The following is a 19,017-nucleotide window of genomic DNA, read 5'->3' on the forward strand; positions in this document are numbered from 1 at the left end:
TTTTTTCTGCTTACAACGAAGGAGTTTTTGAAAAGCCTTGCACTATTTATTGGAGCATAAATCTAAAAAAAGACTATCCTTTTCTGGCAATATACGATACGATAGGTGTGTTTTTACGATGAGTTTTTGATTAGAAAGGAGGATTTATGTGCCTTTAGGCGTTATCATAAATTCGTTTTCGATTTTTCTTGGGGGAATTGCGGGGGGGCTCTTAGGGCATCTGCTTCCTGAACGATTTAAAACGGAAATTCAATTGATTTTTGGACTCTGTGCCATGGCTATGGGAATCCCTGCTGTAAATGGTACTGTTCATTTACCTGCTGTCATTTTAGCCGTCATTCTGGGAACCTCGATTGGAATGGCGGTCCATCTTGAGCACCGAATCAATCGTGCAGCAGAATGGATGCAACGGCCGATCAGCAATCTCTTTCCCAAAGAACAATTAGCCCTCTCTCACAATGAGTTTGTGCATCGGCTGGTGACAATCATCGTCTTATTTTGTGCCAGCGGAACAGGCATTTATGGAAGCTTGGACGCGGGAATGACTGGCGACCACACTGTATTGATCGCTAAATCGGTGCTCGATTTCTTTACTGCAGCGATTTTTGCTTGCAATTTGGGGTATGTTGTTTCCATGATTGCGGTGCCGCAATTTTTCATTTTTCTTTCACTGTTCCTGTTAGCTGGAATCATTTTCCCGTTAACTACCCCGGAAATGGTCGCTGATTTTAAATCTTGCGGCGGTATTTTAATCATTGCTACTTCTTTTCGCATGATTCAAGTTAAACAATTTCCAACTGCTGATATGATTCCCGCCATGGTTTTAGTGATGCCGATTAGTTGGTTTTGGATGACTATCATCTTACCATTGCTATAAAGAAAAAAAGAACGTTGCAGCACTTATTGCTCAACGTTCTTTTTGCTCGGGGTGTAACGATAATTAGGATCGACTTGATAATCCAACTCGTTAAAGGCATTTTGAACCCGCTCTTCGATCACGGCCAATCCTGCCTTGTCTAGTTTTTTGATGTCGCTGACATCGATTGCTTCTCCATAACGAACGATAACTGGTGTTCGCTTAAACAGGTGTGAAAATTTCAAAGGGCCTTGATAAACACAAGGAACAATCTTCACCTTTGCCAAGCGAGAAATCAGTGCCATTCCCCCCTTCAATTCTGTCGAATGTCGGGTGCCACTGGGGAACATGATCAAGCTTTTATCGGTTTCCTTCAGCAACCTGATTGGACGCTTGACAACGCTCGGACCGGGCTTATCTCGGTCCACAGGAACCGCGTTCAAGTGATTTAGAATAAACCGTAAAATCGGATTTTTAAATAATTCCTCTTTTGCCATGAAGCCAAATTGTTTCGGTGATGCGCCTAAAGCCATATAAACAGGGTCCCACCATGTTCGATGCGGAGCAACTAAAATATAGTTTTCGTCCTGCGGAAGTACCTCACGGTTTTGGAATTGACTGTTACCGTTGATCAATGCCAGTAAGATCCGCACGACTCCTCGAATAAATTTAAAAAACATCTTTTCTTCCTTTCGGTTTTCTAACATAGCTAAACGTAGTATAATACAAACGCATGAATTTTTTAAGGGGGCATAATGAAATGTTAAAAAAAGGCGAACGAATCGATCAGCTTTATGCACAAGATGTTCAAATCATTCAAAGTTCTGAAGTCTTCTCCTTTTCATTAGATGCCGTATTGCTCGCCAATTTCCCAAGAATACCAAAACGGGGGAAAATCATCGATCTCTGCGCTGGGAATGGTGCTGTCGGTTTGTTCATCAGTAAGCAAACAGACGCTTCTATTGATCAGATCGAATTGCAGCCGCGTTTAGCTGACATGGGAAAACGCAGCATCGAGCTGAATCATTTAACAAATCAAATTCAAATGCACGAAATGGATCTAAAACAGATCTTTCCGACGTTTAAAACTGACAACACTGATTTGGTCGTTTGCAATCCCCCTTATTTTAAGGAGCAGCCGAATGGTCAGAAAAATCCAAACCCTTACCTTGCCGCAGCACGGCATGAAATCCACGCGACGTTAGAAGATGTGGTCTCAACCAGCAGCAAACTGCTCAAAACCAATGGTCATTTTGCGATGGTTCACCGACCAGACCGTTTTTTAGAGATCATAGACTGTTTGAGAAGCTGGCGCATCGCTCCAAAAAGGATCCAGTTCGTCTATCCTAAACAAGAAAAAGAAGCCAACATTTTGTTGATCGAAGGCATCAAGTATGGCAAAGATGAAGGATTGCGCTTTTTACCACCCTTGTTCACTTATGATTCACAAGGCCAATATACCCCGGCTATCAAGGAGATGCTTTATGGAAAATAAGTTTTTCTTTTATGTTTTATCTTGTAAAGACCGGTCTTATTATGGCGGCTATACCGTTGACCTATCCCGCCGTCTAACCGAACACAATGCCGGGACAGGAGCTAAATACACACACCCTGCCAAACGCCGGCCTGTCGAAATGATCCATGCCGAAAGTTTTGAAACCCGAAGTGCCGCCATGAAAGCTGAAGCGGCCTTCAAGCGCTTAAATCGAAAACAAAAGGACCGTTACCTGATTCAGAACCAAGAAAAAAACGTTTTGTGAGTCATCTCTCACAAAACGTTTTTATTTTCCTTGCAGAATTGCTTTAGCAATAAATGATCCGTAGTGGACCATCCCTTCGTCATTGGGATGCACCTGATCTTCGTAAAACCAGCTATCTTGGTTAAGACTATGATCATACCAATCAATCAATGTAATATTTTTATATTGATCCGCCATTCTGGCCAAATCTTGATTCACCTGATTTTGCCAACGGCGTGTGGGTAAATGAACATTGATAACGTAAACCTTTCGTTTGCTGCCGATCGCCTTCATGATTGCGTTAAACCCCTCATCTGTAAACGCACCATTCGTTCCTAAACTCAACAACACTGTATCGTGAAGCTTTCCCTCTTCCTTCAACTGGTCGATCAATGCCGCACTTCCGTCAACCTGGCGTCCAATTTCACCATCCACATACATTTGAGGAAAAATTTCTTTCAATCCATTTGCTCCCGCTAACAAAACGGAATCTCCAAAAGCTGTGATCTCCAAACTTTGAGCTTTCGTTTCCTCACGACTAGTCAATCCATATTTGTCCGCAATCTGTTGGATTTGTTCAGCATCCTGAGAATCTTTTGTCTGCTGTGCCTCGTTGGTTTCCTTTTTACTTTGTTCGATCTGTTTTTGAAGTTGCTCTTGTTCTGCATCGACTTGGTTGGTTGGAGCGATAACTAGTCCAATAATCGCAACCATTGTTACCAAGCCGGTAGCAGCTAAAGAAATTTTACGTCGACTCTTCCAAGGAGCTTCTATTGCTGATCGAATTGTTCGAAGGCTTTCTTTGTAAGGGAAGACACGCATTGGCCGTTCAATGAATCGATACGACAACTCCGTGATCACCAAGATCAGAATGATCTCGATCGTGGTGTGTAATAAGATATGCTCGGCGACATTCACCTTCGCTTCATAAAAAATCATCACAGGATACTGATATAAATAGATTCCATAACTACGTTTACCCAACCAGCTGAAAATCGGATTGGTCAGCCATTTATTGAGACTAGCTCCAGGATGAGCAGTGATCGCAACCAAAAGCATACAGACGATACTGATCAAAAACATACCGCCATAATACAGGAAGGTCGTTCCATCATGCATGAACACAAAAGATAGAATCATCACCAATAAAGAAAATACACCAACAATGTTCAACACTTTTTTCGCTTGAGCTGGGATCTCTTGCTTTAACCGTGTACTTGGCCAAATGAAAGCGAGCCCTGCACCCAGCCAAATCGAAAATATCCGAGTGTCTGTCCCATAGTATACTCTTGTAGGGTCCTGCCCTGGAGTAAATAGTATTGCCATCCAAATTGCCGAAAGCAGCGAAACACCCATGATTCCTAAAAAGATCTTTCCTCGCTTTTTTACGACCTTCATCAGGATCAAGAAGATCAGCGGCCATATCAAATAGTTTTGGGTCTCTACCGCCAAGGACCAGATGTGGGTAAACGGCGATTCCGCTGCAAATCGATCAAAATAAGATAACCCATGGTCGATCTGCCACCAGTTATTGACATAAAACAAACTACTAATGACATTTCCTCGCAGATTATTCAACAGATTTCGTTGAAAAAGCGTGATGTAGGCCGATGAGGCCACCAGCATGGCGATCAAGGCTGGATACAATCGTTTCATTCGACGAATATAAAATTGTTTGACACTGATCGTCCCGTTTTGCTTCCATTCCTGCAGCAGCAGGTCTGTAATCAAATAACCAGACACGACAAAGAAAACAGGGACTCCTAAAAACCCACCTTTCATATGAGAAGGCAGTAAATGATAGAGAATAACGGCGATCACTGCCAAGGAACGAAGCCCATCAAACCCAGTGATATACCGGCTGCTCGTTAGTCTTTTTTTCATAATTTATTTTCCAACTTTACTCTAGAATCACATTCCACTATACGTTCAATTGATTTAAAGTGCAAGGGCTAACTTGTTAATTTTACTTTTTTTCTAATCAATTATATTAAAAAAGAGTGACGCCGTTCTTCTAGATAAATATACTTGACATGAGACGCGTCTCAGTTGGTAAACTGGAATAAGGAAAGGTGGCTAAACAATGATCAAATTGATCGCAGTCGACATGGATGGAACGTTTCTTAACTCTGGTAACACCTACGATCAACAACGATTCAAGCAAATTTTTAAACAACTTAAGGAGCAGGATATTCGGTTTGTCGTTGCTAGTGGAAACCAGTACTATCAATTGCGTAGTTTTTTTCCGGATGATTATTCTGAGATCGCTTTTGTCGCAGAAAACGGGGCTAATATCTTGATAGGTGAGCAGCCGTTTTATCATGCTGTACTAGACCCCGCTGTCATTTTGGATACGTTGCATTTGTTGGAAAAGCTGTCTCCTTTGACTACGATCGTATGTGGGGAAAAAAGTGCATATGCCTCTAGACATATTTCCGAGGAAATCATCGAACCTTATACTTTCTACTACCACCGCCTAAAACGGTTGGAGGATCTTTATTCGGTTGTCAATGAACCCGATGATTTGTTTAAAATCGCTTTGTTTTTTGAAACGAAAGAAATGGACCAAAAACTTCAGGTACTTCAGAAGGAGCTGCAAGGGAAGCTGGTAGCTGTCCCTAGTGGGCATGGTGATGTTGATTTGATCATTCCAGGTGTACACAAATTCAGAGGTTTGCAGCGCTTAGGAGATTATTGGGGCATTCTTCCTGATGAAATGGCTGCTTTTGGAGACAGTGGCAACGACCTTGAGATGCTGGCACACACCCAATACAGCTTTGCAATGGAAAATGCCCGCGACGACATAAAAGAGGCCGCACGCTATCAATTGGGCTCGAACGATACCGGAGATTTACTAGATATTCTTGAAGCGATCGCAGATCATACGATCAAAGAGAAGCTGGCTGCTCTTGCCCATTAACACGCAAAAGGACCATTGAGAATCAAATCTCAACGGTCCTTTTTAATCTAATGATTCTTCATAAAATCGGCCAAGTATTCGTACATTTTCAGAGATACTGACAAACGCATCTTGGTCGGTCTCCTTCATAATCGATTCCAGCAAAGGCAATTCGAATCGCGTTACGACAGTAAATAAAACAGTCTGTTTGTCATGTTTGTAAGCACCTTCGGCTTCATTGATAATGGTGATTCCGCGACGCATGTTTTCTTGGATACTATTGATCACACGATCAGGGCATTTCGTCACGATCATCACTTGCATTTTTCTTTGCTTTGTATACATCGCATCTGTCAATTTACCGCTCATAAAAATAGACAGTGCTGAATAAAACATGTATTGCCAGTTAAACAAAATTCCTGCCATCAGCATGATCATCACATTAAAGATGATCGAAATGGAGCCCACTGAACGACCTGTTTTTTTCCGAATCGTAATACTTAGAATATCCAATCCTCCAGAGGACAGACCGTTTTTCAAAGCAAAGCCGATCCCCACACCCATGATTGCTCCGCCAAAAATTGCACAGATAATTGGATCGTCTGTCAAGCGGGTCTCTGGAATGATGTGAATAAAAAAGGAGGTCAAAAAAACGGTAATAAAGGTGAATATCGTAAATTTGTGCCCAATTTTGAACCACGCTAAAACAAACAAAGGAATATTCAGCGCAAATAATGTAATAGAGACAGGTATCGTGTGTCCCAGCCATTGCATGGATAAGGTCGTCAGAATCTGAGCAAACCCGGTGAGTCCACTAGAATAAATATGGCCTGGCTGATAAAAAAAATTGACAGCGATCGCAGCTAAAAAAGCATATACAACGGCAACAGATAAGCGAGTGGCAAAGTCATGATATGGCCAGCCCTCGATTTTTTTTTTCATAGTGTTCGAATCCTCTTTTCGGCTAATTCCATTCACATTATACGGAGTTTCAAAATAAAAGAAAAGCGACCTTCAACTGAGAGCCGCTTTTCTTAGTGTTTTCTTATTCTTCTATATTGGTTGTATTAATACTTAACTCGTAAAGCTGCAATGGCGAAACTGTGCTAGGTGCATCCGACATTGGATCTGCAGCCTTACCATTTTTAGGAAAGGCGATGACTTCTCGAATATTGTCTTCTCCAGCTAACAGCATAGCGAAACGATCCAAGCCCAATGCGATCCCTCCAATTGGCGGGAATCCATAATCCAATGCTTCTAATAAGAAGCTGAATTGCGCATTTGCCTCTTCCCGAGTGAAGCCCAAGGTTTCGAAGACTTGCTCTTGCAGATCACGGGTATGAATACGCAAAGATCCTCCTCCAAGCTCATAGCCATTCAAAACGATGTCATAAGCTTGAGCATAAACTTTTTCTGGATGATCCTTCAAATGAGGAATATCCTCGTCATTTGGCATTGTAAATGGATGGTGAGCAGAAACGTAACGTCCCAATTCTTGATCATATTCAAACTGCGGCCAATTCACGACCCAAAGATAGTTGAATTGACTTTCATCGATAAGACCCATTTCTTTACCGACCTTCGATCGAACAGCACCTAATGCCGTTACAGCTGTCAAGAACTGATCCGCCGCAAACATTAACACATCCCCAGGTTCCGCATGTAGAGCCACTTTTAATTCATCCGCCACAGCACCCATGAACTTGGCGATCGGACCAGTCAACTCACCGTTCTCATCGACTTTTATCCAAGCAAGCCCTTTTGCACCGAATTGACCAACAAACTGTCCAAGTCGGTCCAATTCTTTTCTGGAATAGTGATCTGCCGCTTTTTTAGCATTGATCGCTTTGACTACACCGCCATTATCCGTTGCCATGCGGAAGACTTTAAAATCAGTAGCTGAAGCGATTTCTGTCACATCGACCAACTCCATGTCAAAGCGGGTATCGGGTTTATCAGAACCGTAACGTTCCATTGCCTCATCCCAAGTGATTCTAGGAAATGGCAAGCTCACTTCGATATCAAGTACATCCTTCATGACTTGTGCGATCATTTTCTCAGTGTATTCTTGAATCTCTTCCGCTGTTAAAAAGCTCGTTTCAATATCGATCTGAGTAAATTCAGGCTGGCGATCTCCTCGCAGATCTTCATCACGGAAACAACGAACAATCTGGTAGTAACGATCAAAGCCGGCCGTCATTAACAATTGTTTTAAAATTTGCGGCGACTGAGGCAACGCATAAAAGTGCCCTGGATGTACACGGGAAGGAACTAAATAGTCGCGAGCTCCTTCAGGTGTTGATTTTGCCAAATAGGGGGTCTCGATATCCAGAAAGTCGTTTTCATCTAAAAAGTGACGGACTGATTTCGTCACACGATGACGCAGTATCATATTTTGGGTCATTTTCGGACGACGAAGGTCCATATAACGATACTTCAAGCGAACCTCATCACTGATGTTTTGATCGTCTTCAATAGAAAACGGCGGTGTTTTCGCCTCATTCAAAATAGTGATATCTTCGCCTTTTATTTCATAATCGCCTGTGGTCATCTTAGGGTTGATCGAGTTTTCATCCCGACGAATCACCGTTCCAGTAATTTCTACGACATATTCGCTGCGGCATTGATCAGCAACCTCCCAACCCGCTTTTGATTCTTCTGGGTTAAAAACCACTTGGACGATCCCTTCCCGGTCACGAAGATCGATAAAAATCAACCCTCCTAAGTCCCGACGTTTTTGGACCCAACCCTTTAAGGTTACTTTTTGGTCTAAATACTGCTCTGAAACCAAACCACAATATACTGTTCTCTTAGCCATTTCTCTACTCCTTATTCTCTCAGATAATTTTATTCGATAATAAATGTCAGCATTTCATCATAGATTTCATTGAAATCCTGATAGAGTTCTTCTAAAGAAAATGTTTTTTCTTTGTGAGATTTCATTGATTTTACGTTGATTTTTCCTTGAGAAAGTTCATCTTCACCAAGTGTTAACACTAATTGCGCTCCTTGTTTGTCCGCTGATTTGAACTGCGCTTTTGTTTTTCGCTGCATAAAATCACGGTCGGCTGAATACCCAAAGCCTCGAATAGCTTGAACTATTTTCAACACTTCCATGTTGGTAGCTTCACCGATTCCGACAACATAGGCATCCAAATTAACAGCCGAAGGAACGATGACCCCTTCTTGATCCAACGTCAGCAAAATTCGTTCAATCCCCATCGCAAAACCTACACCAGGTATTGCTGGTCCACCGAGTTCTTCCACTAAGCCGTCATAACGGCCGCCGCCGCAGATCGTTGTTTGAGCCCCCATCCCCGGCGCATCGCTCATGATCTCAAAAATCGTATGATTGTAATAATCCAATCCACGTACCATCCGATGATCAATCTCATACGCTACACCTAAATGATCCAATGTTTTCTTGACAGTTTCAAAATGTGTGTTTGCCGTATCTGTCAGGTAATCTAGAATACTAGGAGCACCCTGCACGATCGGCTGATCCTTTTTGTCTTTGCTGTCGAGGACCCGCAATGGATTTTCATGCAGGCGACGCTTTGAATCCTCACTCAAAGCCGCTTCATGGCTTTCCAAATAATCAATCAATGCGTGACGATAGTTTGCACGAGTTTCCTTATCTCCTAAAGTATTGATCACTAAACGAATGTGACGAATACCCAACTGCTTGAAGAAATCCATCGCCATCACCATGGTTTCTACATCCAAACTTGGATTTTCGCTGCCAAATGCTTCCACGCCGATCTGATGAAACTGACGCAATCGACCTTTTTGAGGGCGCTCATATCGAAACATTGGACCAGTATAATACACTTTGTAAGGCTTTTTGAATTCAGGTCCAAACAATTTATTTTCGACATACGAACGAACGATCGGAGCAGTGCCTTCCGGACGCAAGGTCACATGCCGATCCCCTTTGTCATAAAAATCATACATTTCTTTTGAAACGATGTCGGTTGTATCTCCAACGCTTCGAGCAATTACTTCGTAGTGCTCAAAAATGGGGGTCCGTATTTCTTGGTATTGATAATCCCCGAACAGCAGTCGAGCAGTTTCCTCAATAAACTGCCACTTTTCACTTTCACCTGGTAAAATATCGTTGGTCCCTTTTGGTCGCTGATAATTCATGCTTTTACCTCTTTCCTTCCAAATAACATCAAAAAAGCCCTTGCTCATATTGAACAAGGGCGAATGGATCGCGGTACCACCTATTTTTTGAAAAAATTTACTTTTTCCTCTGGCAATTAACGCTTGCGACACGGAGCGGCTTTGCACGCGCTCATCTCCAGAATGTCTTTCAGAAACTCGAATTGGAATTGCTCGCAGCCTAGGCAATTCTCTCTGACTCCATCAAGCAGCTTACTTGTTCTTTCACAGACAAATTATTATCACCTCTTAACCTACTAAAAATGGCTTGGAAAGTCAACTAGAAAAAGCAAGTTATTTCACTTTTTTCGCCACTAACCTTACACTGAGAAGTACAAACGTTGCTGATCAGATCAAGTGAACCCCAGCGCATGTTTGATCAACAGCTTAAAAAAGGAGTGACTTTTTGATGACAGATGTACGAATTGGTAAATCACGTGTTTATGCTTCTGATCTAGGATTAGGAACCAACGCTGTCGGCGGACACAATTTGTTTCCCAACCTAAAAGATGAACAAGGAAAAGCGGTCGTTCGAGCTGCTTTAGATAATGGAATCACCTTGCTTGATACGGCCTTCGCATACGGCAATGGACGTTCAGAAGAATTGATCGGTGAAGTATTGCAAGAACCAGCTTACGATCGCTCTCGTGTTATTCTCGCAACCAAGGCTGCTCACGATCCTGCAAAGGATGGCAGTTTCAATAATAGTCCAGAATTTCTGACCCAGTCTGTCGAGGATGCCCTGCAACGGCTGCAAACGTCGTACCTTGACATTTTCTATATCCACTTTCCTGATAAGAACACACCAAAGGATGAAGCTGTAAAAGCTTTGCATGCGTTAAAGGAAGCCGGCAAAATTAGAGCGATCGGGATTTCTAATTTCTCTTTGGACCAAGTCAAGGAGGCAAATCGAGACGGCTATGTCGATGTCGTAGAGGATCATTACAACCTGATTCACCGAGAAGCTGAGGTAGAATTGCTGCCTTATTTGAAGGAAAATCGGATCAGCTTTGTTCCCTATTTTCCACTAGCTTCTGGCTTGTTGACCGGAAAGTATACAAAGGGGGATGTTTTTGATTCATCCGATCCTCGCTCCAGCAAACCAGATTTTCAAGGTAATCGCTTTAAGCAAATCGTTGAAAGAGTAGATGCTTTGAAACCAATGGCGAAAGAATACAACATCACCGTAGCTCAATTGATACTCGCATGGTATATGAAAAATCCTTTCATTGATGTTGTGATTCCCGGTGCTAAACGTCCTGAACAGGTCGAAGCCAATGCTCAGTCAGTCAATGTGCGTTTGTCTGAAGCTGACTATACAACGATCGATAAACGGTTTAAAGAAGAATAATTTACTGGGCCAGCTTTCTTCAATTGCTGGTCTTTTTTTTCATACCTATATGAAAAACTCACGATTTTGATAGATAAAAACAATAGAACGAACGCTGAAAATACTAGTATCTCTTTACCAGTCACGTATAATAAAGAAGTAAACGGATCTTGCATCAACAAAAGGAGGGATTTGCAGTGACTGAAGTAAAAATCGGAAAAACAGAGGTCTACGCCAGCAAACTAGGGTTAGGGACGAACGCTGTCGGCGGACATAATCTTTATCCGAATTTAGATGAGAATGTCGGCAAGGAAGTTATTCGAACGGCTCTTAGAAACGGTATCACGTTGCTTGATACAGCCTTTTCTTATGGCCGTGGGCGTTCCGAGGAATTGATTGGTGAAGTGTTGCAAGAAAATGAATTTGATCGTTCCAAAGTGATCGTTGCCTCAAAGGCTGCGCACGATATGAGGCAAAACGGGAAATTCAATAACTCTCCCGAATTTTTAACGAACGCGGTAGAGGAGTCTCTAAACCGACTGCAGACAGATTACTTGGACATCTTTTACATTCATTTTCCAGATGAAGCCACACCCAAGGACCAAGCTGTTCAAGCGTTGCAAAAGCTGCGCGAAGCGGGGAAAATACGCGCCATCGGGGTTTCTAATTTTTCGTTAGAGCAACTAAAGGAAGCAAACAAATACGGCTATGTCGATGTAGTGGAAGAACGCTTCAGCCTGATCCATCGAGAGCACGAAGCGAAACTATTTCCTTATCTGGTAGAAAATAAAATCAGCTTTATTCCTTACTACCCTCTTGACTCTGGCTTGTTAACCGGCAAATACGAAAAAGAGACGGTTTTTACTGACGATGACTTGAGAAGTAAAAATCCGGACTTCAAAGGTGCCCGTTTCCAAGAAATCCTTGAAAAAGTGGCGCAATTGAAACCTATCGCGGCTGCTTACAATACAGACGTTACTCAGCTTGTTTTGGCATGGTACATGAAACACCCTGTAATGGGTGTCGTTATTCCTGGAGCGAAAAAACCAGAACAGGTCGAAGCGAATATAACATCTCTTGGGTTAACTTTGTCAGATGAGGACTTTGTTCATATCGATCAGTTGTTCAAGTAAAAAAGCAAATCCTCCAAACAAAGTCTATCGTTTGGAGGATTTTTTCTATTTCTTTGCGGTGACTACATTTTTAGTTTTTCCCGTGATAAATGAAGCGACGTTTTCTACAGCAATTGCCATTAACCGCTCTCTGGCTTCACGAGCAGCCCAAGCAATGTGCGGAGTGATCACACAGTGTTTGGCTTCAAGCAGTGGATTCCCTGTTTGCATAGGTTCTTTGGAGAGCACATCGATACCCGCGGCTGCGATCCTTCCCTCATTCAATGCTTCGGCAACTTCCAGCTCATTAAGCAAACCGCCTCTAGCTGTATTCAATAAGATCGCTGTTGATTTCATCTGTCGGAGAGCCTGCAGATCGATCATGCCTCTCGTTTCATCTGTTTCCGGAACATGCAGACTCACGACGTCTGCTTGATGAAATAATTCATCTAAAGCGACCTGTCGATCCCAATCCCCTTGAGCTGGTTTCTCCCGGTGATTATAATAGATGACCTGCATATTGAACGCATGAGCGATCCTTGCCGTGGCTTGGGCAATGGCACCATAGCCGACAAGGCCGAAAACTTTCCCGCTTAATTCGATCAATGGAGTCTTTGAATACATAAAATCTTGGCTATTGACCCATTCTCCTTGATGGACAGATTCATTGTGAATTCCTACTTGATTAGCAATTTCCAGCAGCAAAGCAAAGGTGTGCTGGGCAACTGCGTCTGTTCCGTATGCAGGAATATTTGTCACCGCAATACCTGATTCTGCAGCTGCCGCGAGATCTACCACATTATATCCAGTTGCTAAAACACCGATGTACTTGAGTGTAGAAACAGCTTGGATCACTTCATGTGTGATCGGTGTTTTATTCGTCAATACGATTTCTGCCTCTCCAATGCGTTGAATGATTTCTTCTGTATTCGTAAATGAGGTTCGCTCATAAACCGTCAGCTCGCCTAACGATCGAAGCCCTTCCCAACTGATATCTCCAGGATTTAAGGCATAGCCGTCTAAAACAACAATCTTCATTTATATCCTCCTCGTGGGTTTTCGCATATTTTTCTATATCAAGTAACAGAGCTGCTAAAAAAGAGCTCGAAATAATGATCTACAGTCATTATCTCAAACTCTCAATTAAAAGTCTGCTCAGAAGTCGTTGATGCGGGAATAGAAAAAACTCTCACTGTTTGTATTGCTTGCGGCTGATTTTTCGAACAGGTATTGAAGGATTTTATATTATTCAACCACTTCTTTTGCAGATACTTTCCTAATAAGCACGTGCGATCCACACTGTGTGTTTCGCAGGTTTTCCATTTACGATATCCACTTTTTTCTCAACAGGTGGACTAAATGGAATGTTCCGAGTCGTAAAGCCGGTCTCTTCCTTGATCTTCGCTTCGGTTTCTTCCGTCCCGTCCCATCCGATCAAAATGAATCCTGGCACTTCGCCTGCTTCTTTCGATTTGGCGATGTGAGCTTTCAGCTCATCCAATGTATCGATATCATAGTGCTCATTTTCTTTGTAACGAACAAGAGCACTTTCGTATAAGCGTTTTTGCATTACATCCAGTTGTTCTTCAATATACCCCTCGATGCCATCCAATGAAACAGAGACCTTTTCATCCAAATCACGCATTTTGACCACGACTTGATTATTTTCAAGATCCCGTGGACCAAATTCGATCCGCAATGGTGCACCTTTTAGTTCCCATTCATTAAATTTGAACCCTGGTGTATTGTCTGTTTCGTCGATGCGCACCCGCAACCCTTTTTCTGTCAAAGATGCTTTCAATTCCTTCAATCGGTCAAGGATCGCTGGATTCTTTTGCCAAGGACCAACTGGAATCAAAATAACTTGTGTAGGTGCCACTTTCGGCGGCAATACCAACCCCTGCTCATCTCCATGGACCATGATCAACGAACCAATCAATCGGGTAGAAATACCCCAAGAGGTCGTATACACATGTTCATGCTCATTGTTACGGTTCAAGAACTTGATATCAAAAGCTTCCGCAAAATTCTGACCAAGGTAATGAGACGTTCCTGCTTGGACGGCTTTCCCGTCACGCATCATTGCCTCGACAGAATAAGTGTCCACCGCACCAGCAAATCGCTCTGAAGGTGTTTTTTGGCCACGATAAACCGGGATTGCCAATGTATTTTCGATCAAATCCGCATAAGCCTCTAAAGCACTCATCGTACGTTCACGAGCATTTTCTTCATTCTCGTGAGCGGTATGTCCTTCCTGCCATAAAAATTCAGAAGTCCGCAAGAAAGGCATCGTTTTCTTCTCCCAACGGAATACGTTGGCCCACTGATTGATCTCTAAAGGAAGATCACGGTAAGAGTTTACCCAGTTTGAGAAGGCATCTCCGATCAATGTCTCAGAAGTTGGACGAAGGGCGTAAGGCTCTTCTAATTCTTCATCACCGACCTTGGTCAACCAAGGCAATTCTGGTGCGAAGCCTTCTACGTGTTCTTCTTCTTTTTCCAAGAAGTGTTTAGGGATCAACATTGGGAAGTACACATTACGAATATCCTGTGTTCGCAGCCATTTGTTGAAATCTTCTTGAATATGTTCCCAAAGCTCGAATCCGTCTGGTTTAAAAACGATACATCCTCGAACAGGAGAATAGTCCATCAAATCAGCTTTTTGAATCGTTTGTAAGTACCATTTTGAAAAATCTTCTTTCTGTAATTCCGTCATCTACGCTTCCCCCTAAAAAATAATAAAAAAAACCGTTCCGTCCCTACAACAATGTAAGGACGAAACGGATCATTTCGCGGTACCACCTTGCTTGACCAGTCGATGCTGGTCCAACTTTCAGCTCCATTAACGCTGGAGTCACGTGCCGTTTTCACAGCAGTCTTCTTTGGTAGGTTCATAAATCTCAGCGGGCATGTTGATCTTTCAGCCGGTGAATCAACTCTCTGATGCCTTGAACATTTATTACTGATCCAAATGCTTACTAATATCGTAAAGGGTTATTTAAAAAAAAGCAAGCATAAATTTCAATTTTTTTAATCTTCCGGTACGTAACGCTCTTCTAGGCGACTCATCCACCAGCCCAAAGCAGCGCCGAGGAAGCATAACACTGCACAACCAATAAAGCCTAAAATCCCGATTCCACTGTAGTTCGTAGGGATAATCATGATCGTCGAAGCAAAAACGATTCCCAGAATAAAATGGAACATGGGAGCAAAATAACGACTGAAGACCCAATCCATCAATTTTGACAAGCTCAGTACAGTAACTAATCCACCGATCGCAATAGGAACCAGCACACCAAGATCTAATGTTTTGAACCCGTCAGCCATTGATTTATACATGCCCATATAAACCAAAAAATTAGATGGACTCAAGCCTGGTACAATCAATCCCAACCCAATCAATCCGCCAGCGATCATCCAAGTAAAGAAGTTCTGATCTACTTCACCAAACAAGCCTGATCCCTGCCACAAAAATAGAAATCCCAAGACGAAGCTGACACCTAAAATAATTAAATCCTTGGTGGATCTTCCTTTTTTTCCAGCCTCTTTCCATAACGCAGGAACGGTTCCGATAATGCAGCCTACGAAGAACCAAAGGATGATCGTTTCAAATTCTCCCAATAAAAAACTAACGGCAAAAGACAGCAGGAAGACCCCTGTCAACCCACCTAATCCAACGGGAATAAAAAACAAAACATTTTCCTTAAAATTCTTAGTGATATGGGCTAAAAACGAAATGATCCGCTCATAAATGCCAAAAACAGCTGCTAAAGCCCCACCGCTAACACCAGGTAAAATGAAGCCTGAACCAATAAACATCCCTTTTATAAAGCGTAAAAACCAGTCATTTTTCATAGACGGCGTTATTTTTTCATTTTCCATCAACTATTTTCTCCTTCTTTTTCACAATTATTCCTCACTCAGTGTACCGATAAAGAAAAAAGGTTGCAAGAAAATTTACTAGGTTTCGGAATTTCTTAGGATTTTTTTGCATTAATATAGATGCGAAAAACCCTGCTGTAAAATAGAGTATTTTACTCGGAAAAAACATTAGTTTGCAACAGATTATATCAATCACCTCCTTTTGACGCTTCTGAGCATCATCCCTTGAGCGCTATATCCCCCTTTCTCTTTTTTACCAAAAATTTTGTTCTCATCAACTTTTTTTGAAAAAAAAATGATAAAACGCTTGCGTTGAAACTCGTTTCATACTTTACACTCATTACAAGAACTAAAAAGAGAGAGCTGCAATACTTTTCAGAACAAGACAATCCAAGGAGGAATCATTATGGAAACCTATGTTAAAATTCAAAGAGATGGACAAACAAACTATTACTATGCCAATATTCAGCTTCAAGAACATCATTTGATCCTTACTTGTACAATCGGTGCTTTCCGATCCTTCCGTCGAATCATCGATATGCGAAAGGTCGATTATTTAGGTGAAGACCACTACTTTGGTGCTAGAAGAATTGTTTTTTCTTATGGAGAAGAGCAATATGCGGTGTTCCAAAATGGATTGGCTGTAATTGAGGAGTTGTGCCATCAATTATCTCTGATAAGCGAGGTACAAGACTATGGCAAATATCCGAGATGTAGCTAAGGCTACTGGCTATTCTGTCTCAACAATTTCGCGGGTAATCAATAATTACCCTTATGTCAAGGAAGAAAAACGGCAGCATGTTTTGAAAGTCATGGACGAGTTAAATTATATTCCGAATAAAACGGCTCAAAATTTGAGCCACGGTGAAACGAAAAACATTGGTGTGATTATTCCCTTCACGAACCATCCCTATTTCGATCAGCTGTTGAATGGGATTATTCGTGAAGCGTTTCTACATTCTTATAAAATCACTTTGCTGCCTACGAACTATGATCAGGAATTGGAGAAAATTTATTTAGAGCAATTTGCAGCAAAAGAATTTGACGGGTTGATCGTGACGACTAAGGCAAACCCCAGTGATGTTTTTAAGCCCTATCTGACGTATGGGACAATCGTTTTTTGTCAGAATGTCTCACTGGATAATGTTGGCAGTGTGTATATCGATTTAGCCTCCTCGATCCCAGAGGCCTTGCATTTTATGAAAGAACAAGGTGTCAAAAATCTTGGGGTTACTCTTGGACGAAGTAAACGAATCAGCCGCAACTCTAAATTGATTCAGAAATCCTGCAAAGAGATTTTTCCTGATTTTGATCCCAACAATATTTTCTGGGATTGCTTTGTTCGCGAAGATGGGGTGCAGGCCGCTGCTTTTTTCGTGGAAAAAGAAGTCGATGGGATTTTAACGATTGGAGATGAGGTTGCCGCAGTCATCCTTCAACATTATTCAGATGCTCTTCGCCCAATGATTGTTGGACGGGAAAATCTGTTGATTAGTGAGGTCATGAACTTTTCTACGATTGATCATCATCTGGATGCTTGTGGACGAAAAGCTTTTCAATTGTTTTACACCAAAGAAATCACTCGAATCAAATTGCCTTATACCCTAATCAAGCGGTAAAATAAACAGGAGCCTCTATCGAGGATGCCTGTTTTTTTAGTTGAAGGAGATCTTTATGAAACAAATTCCAAACCTGCTGAGCGTTGCTCGAATCTTTTTCGCTATCTTATTGCTGTTCACTGAGCCTCTCAGCCGGTCCTTTTTATTCAGCTATAGTCTTTGCGGAATAAGTGATATGCTGGATGGTCCAATTGCACGAAAATACAATTGGAGCAGCAGTTTAGGTATCTGGCTGGATAGTCTTGCCGACTTGATTTTTTTCGCAGCTGCTAGTACAACATTGATCCCTATTCTTTTTTTACCTGCCTGGTTTTTCTGGTGTCTGGGTGCTATTTTGTTGATTCGCTGTGTCAGCTATATCATCGGAGCCTGCCGATTTCGCCAATTTGCCAGCTTGCACACGTGGAGCAACAAGTTAACTGGGTTGCTGCTTTTCTTGTTCCCCTTCTTTTTTAGTCCCCGCTGGCTGGTATTGGTTTTCTTAGTCGCTTTATGGGCGTCATTTGAAGAGCTTTTGATCGTTTTCTTGACGACTGATTTAAATAAAAACATTGGGTCGTTAGCTTCTCTTAAACACAAATGCAAACATTGAATATTACAACCCTCTCTTTATCCAAGGAGGTCTGCTTAAAACAGGAGGTCTGATCCTATGAACGAAAGTAAAAAAGATTTTAATGCCATGCTGAATGATTCTCGTGACATGCCTAAAACCCAAATTCTTACAGATGAAGCAACGATTCAAAAATACGGCGGAGCCAAAATGTTTTTCGCCCCGCCGATCATGTATGATCAGGTGATGAAAAAAATCCCCAGTGGTAAATTGATTACGGTCGCAGATATACGAACTTATCTAGCCAAACAAAACCATGCTGATTTTACAGAGCCGTTGACTGCAGGTATTTTTGTTTCGATCGCTGCTTGGGCCAGTGAACAGCGTAGAAAAGACCCTACGCCTTACTGGCGAACCTTAAAAACTAAGGGGGAGCTGAATCCCAAGTACCCTGGTGGAATTGATGCTCAAAAAGCTAAGCTAGAGGCCGAGGGACACACAGTCATTTGCCGAGGACGAAAAAATTTACGCTATTACGTAGATGATTATCAGAAGAGTCTCTATCCCCTCACTTAATTCAGCAGCGGCCTTTCCTTTACATGGTGGAAAGGCCGCTGGGTTACATTAAAAGCCATTGAATTTCATCAGTGATCCAATCCCCCTTCGCACGAAGCGGATCGAAGCACACCCAAGAGCTTTTCATAAATATTTTTTCTGCACTATAGTTCAGTTGTCCATCCCCTTTGCTCTGCAGTAACGCAAGTGCTTCTTGACAGTTAGGATGGTTGATCATTTGTTCTCTTTTCAATAGCTGAGCTAATTTCATAATTATCAGCCCTTGTTATATCAATGTTTTCAAAGCACAC

General features: G+C 42.1%; 19 protein-coding genes. 10 read left to right on the top strand and 9 right to left on the bottom strand.

Translation table 11 applies throughout. From position 1 onward, the window contains the following. Nucleotides 1-148 precede the first annotated feature (148 nt). Entirely contained in the window at nucleotides 149-877 is a 729-nt protein-coding gene (locus NRIC_RS09550; RefSeq protein ID WP_146622475.1) for a DUF554 domain-containing protein, read from the top strand. Nucleotides 878-900: 23 nt separating this feature from the next. On the opposite strand, the gene NRIC_RS09555 is transcribed toward NRIC_RS09550, so the two are convergent. Continuing rightward, the gene (locus NRIC_RS09555) at nucleotides 901-1,536 is read right to left on the bottom strand and encodes a lysophospholipid acyltransferase family protein (RefSeq protein ID WP_146622476.1); all 636 of its coding nucleotides are present in this window, start codon (nucleotides 1,534-1,536) and stop codon (nucleotides 901-903) included. A gap of 80 nt (nucleotides 1,537-1,616) precedes the next feature. Here NRIC_RS09555 and NRIC_RS09560 point away from each other — a divergent pair, with 80 nt between their 5' ends. Next, entirely contained in the window at nucleotides 1,617-2,351 is a 735-nt protein-coding gene (locus tag NRIC_RS09560; RefSeq protein ID WP_146622477.1) for a tRNA1(Val) (adenine(37)-N6)-methyltransferase, read from the top strand. Continuing rightward, nucleotides 2,341-2,616 carry a GIY-YIG nuclease family protein gene (locus tag NRIC_RS09565; protein WP_146622478.1) on the top strand — a complete coding sequence of 92 codons (276 nt, stop codon included), beginning with the start codon at nucleotides 2,341-2,343 and terminating at the stop codon, nucleotides 2,614-2,616. Before NRIC_RS09560 ends, NRIC_RS09565 begins: the two co-directional genes overlap by 11 nt. A 21-nt stretch (nucleotides 2,617-2,637) precedes the next feature. On the opposite strand, the gene NRIC_RS09570 is transcribed toward NRIC_RS09565, so the two are convergent. After that, entirely contained in the window at nucleotides 2,638-4,479 is a 1,842-nt protein-coding gene (locus NRIC_RS09570; RefSeq protein WP_146622479.1) for an acyltransferase family protein, read from the bottom strand. Nucleotides 4,480-4,678: 199 nt separating this feature from the next. On the opposite strand from NRIC_RS09570, the gene NRIC_RS09575 reads away from it, so the two are divergent. Beyond that, nucleotides 4,679-5,515: a Cof-type HAD-IIB family hydrolase gene (locus NRIC_RS09575; protein WP_146622480.1), complete on the top strand. Its 837-nt coding sequence runs from the start codon at nucleotides 4,679-4,681 to the stop codon at nucleotides 5,513-5,515. Nucleotides 5,516-5,557: 42 nt separating this feature from the next. On the opposite strand, the gene NRIC_RS09580 is transcribed toward NRIC_RS09575, so the two are convergent. The 3 genes from NRIC_RS09580 to hisS all read right to left on the bottom strand — a co-directional run bounded on the left by NRIC_RS09580 (nucleotide 5,558) and on the right by hisS (nucleotide 9,640). Continuing rightward, a complete protein-coding gene (locus tag NRIC_RS09580) occupies nucleotides 5,558-6,436 on the bottom strand; it encodes a YitT family protein (protein ID WP_146622481.1) in 879 nt (292 codons plus the stop codon). A 103-nt stretch (nucleotides 6,437-6,539) separates the two neighbouring features. Further along, the gene (gene aspS / locus NRIC_RS09585) at nucleotides 6,540-8,312 is read right to left on the bottom strand and encodes an aspartate--tRNA ligase (RefSeq protein WP_146622482.1); all 1,773 of its coding nucleotides are present in this window, start codon (nucleotides 8,310-8,312) and stop codon (nucleotides 6,540-6,542) included. A 29-nt stretch (nucleotides 8,313-8,341) separates the two neighbouring features. Beyond that, on the bottom strand, nucleotides 8,342-9,640 hold the full coding sequence (gene hisS, locus NRIC_RS09590) for a histidine--tRNA ligase (protein WP_146622483.1): 1,299 nt from the start codon (nucleotides 9,638-9,640) through the stop codon (nucleotides 8,342-8,344). A 427-nt stretch (nucleotides 9,641-10,067) separates the two neighbouring features. Between hisS and NRIC_RS09595 the strand changes: the two genes are divergently transcribed. Continuing rightward, nucleotides 10,068-11,009 (top strand): aldo/keto reductase, encoded by a 942-nt coding sequence (locus NRIC_RS09595; RefSeq protein WP_146622484.1) that lies wholly within the window; start codon nucleotides 10,068-10,070, stop codon nucleotides 11,007-11,009. A 176-nt stretch (nucleotides 11,010-11,185) separates the two neighbouring features. After that, the gene (locus tag NRIC_RS09600; RefSeq protein WP_146622485.1) at nucleotides 11,186-12,121 is read left to right on the top strand and encodes an aldo/keto reductase; all 936 of its coding nucleotides are present in this window, start codon (nucleotides 11,186-11,188) and stop codon (nucleotides 12,119-12,121) included. A 45-nt stretch (nucleotides 12,122-12,166) separates the two neighbouring features. On the opposite strand, the gene NRIC_RS09605 is transcribed toward NRIC_RS09600, so the two are convergent. The 3 genes from NRIC_RS09605 to NRIC_RS09615 all read right to left on the bottom strand — a co-directional run bounded on the left by NRIC_RS09605 (nucleotide 12,167) and on the right by NRIC_RS09615 (nucleotide 15,982). Continuing rightward, nucleotides 12,167-13,138 carry a D-2-hydroxyacid dehydrogenase gene (locus NRIC_RS09605; protein ID WP_146622486.1) on the bottom strand — a complete coding sequence of 324 codons (972 nt, stop codon included), beginning with the start codon at nucleotides 13,136-13,138 and terminating at the stop codon, nucleotides 12,167-12,169. A 238-nt stretch (nucleotides 13,139-13,376) separates the two neighbouring features. Next, nucleotides 13,377-14,816 (bottom strand): proline--tRNA ligase, encoded by a 1,440-nt coding sequence (gene proS / locus NRIC_RS09610; protein WP_146622487.1) that lies wholly within the window; start codon nucleotides 14,814-14,816, stop codon nucleotides 13,377-13,379. A gap of 314 nt (nucleotides 14,817-15,130) precedes the next feature. Continuing rightward, nucleotides 15,131-15,982: a DUF368 domain-containing protein gene (locus tag NRIC_RS09615; RefSeq protein ID WP_146622488.1), complete on the bottom strand. Its 852-nt coding sequence runs from the start codon at nucleotides 15,980-15,982 to the stop codon at nucleotides 15,131-15,133. 406 nt (nucleotides 15,983-16,388) lie between these two features. On the opposite strand from NRIC_RS09615, the gene NRIC_RS09620 reads away from it, so the two are divergent. Genes NRIC_RS09620 through NRIC_RS09635 form a run of 4 tightly spaced genes read left to right on the top strand, consistent with a single transcriptional unit; the run spans nucleotide 16,389 to nucleotide 18,727 of the window. Next, a complete protein-coding gene (locus NRIC_RS09620) occupies nucleotides 16,389-16,703 on the top strand; it encodes a hypothetical protein (protein ID WP_146622489.1) in 315 nt (104 codons plus the stop codon). Continuing rightward, a complete protein-coding gene (locus NRIC_RS09625; protein WP_146622490.1) occupies nucleotides 16,678-17,601 on the top strand; it encodes a LacI family DNA-binding transcriptional regulator in 924 nt (307 codons plus the stop codon). Before NRIC_RS09620 ends, NRIC_RS09625 begins: the two co-directional genes overlap by 26 nt. Before the next feature lie 55 nt (nucleotides 17,602-17,656). Then, nucleotides 17,657-18,193 (top strand): CDP-alcohol phosphatidyltransferase family protein, encoded by a 537-nt coding sequence (locus NRIC_RS09630; RefSeq protein ID WP_146622491.1) that lies wholly within the window; start codon nucleotides 17,657-17,659, stop codon nucleotides 18,191-18,193. 57 nt (nucleotides 18,194-18,250) lie between these two features. Further along, on the top strand, nucleotides 18,251-18,727 hold the full coding sequence (locus NRIC_RS09635; protein ID WP_146622492.1) for an MGMT family protein: 477 nt from the start codon (nucleotides 18,251-18,253) through the stop codon (nucleotides 18,725-18,727). A 43-nt stretch (nucleotides 18,728-18,770) separates the two neighbouring features. Here the strand turns inward: NRIC_RS09635 and NRIC_RS09640 are convergent, their stop codons facing one another. Further along, nucleotides 18,771-18,977, bottom strand: a complete 207-nt coding sequence (locus NRIC_RS09640) for a hypothetical protein (protein ID WP_146622493.1) — start codon at nucleotides 18,975-18,977, stop codon at nucleotides 18,771-18,773. Nucleotides 18,978-19,017 lie beyond the last annotated feature (40 nt).

This window comes from Enterococcus florum (genome assembly GCF_004309355.1).
GTDB lineage: Bacteria > Bacillota > Bacilli > Lactobacillales > Enterococcaceae > Enterococcus_A > Enterococcus_A florum.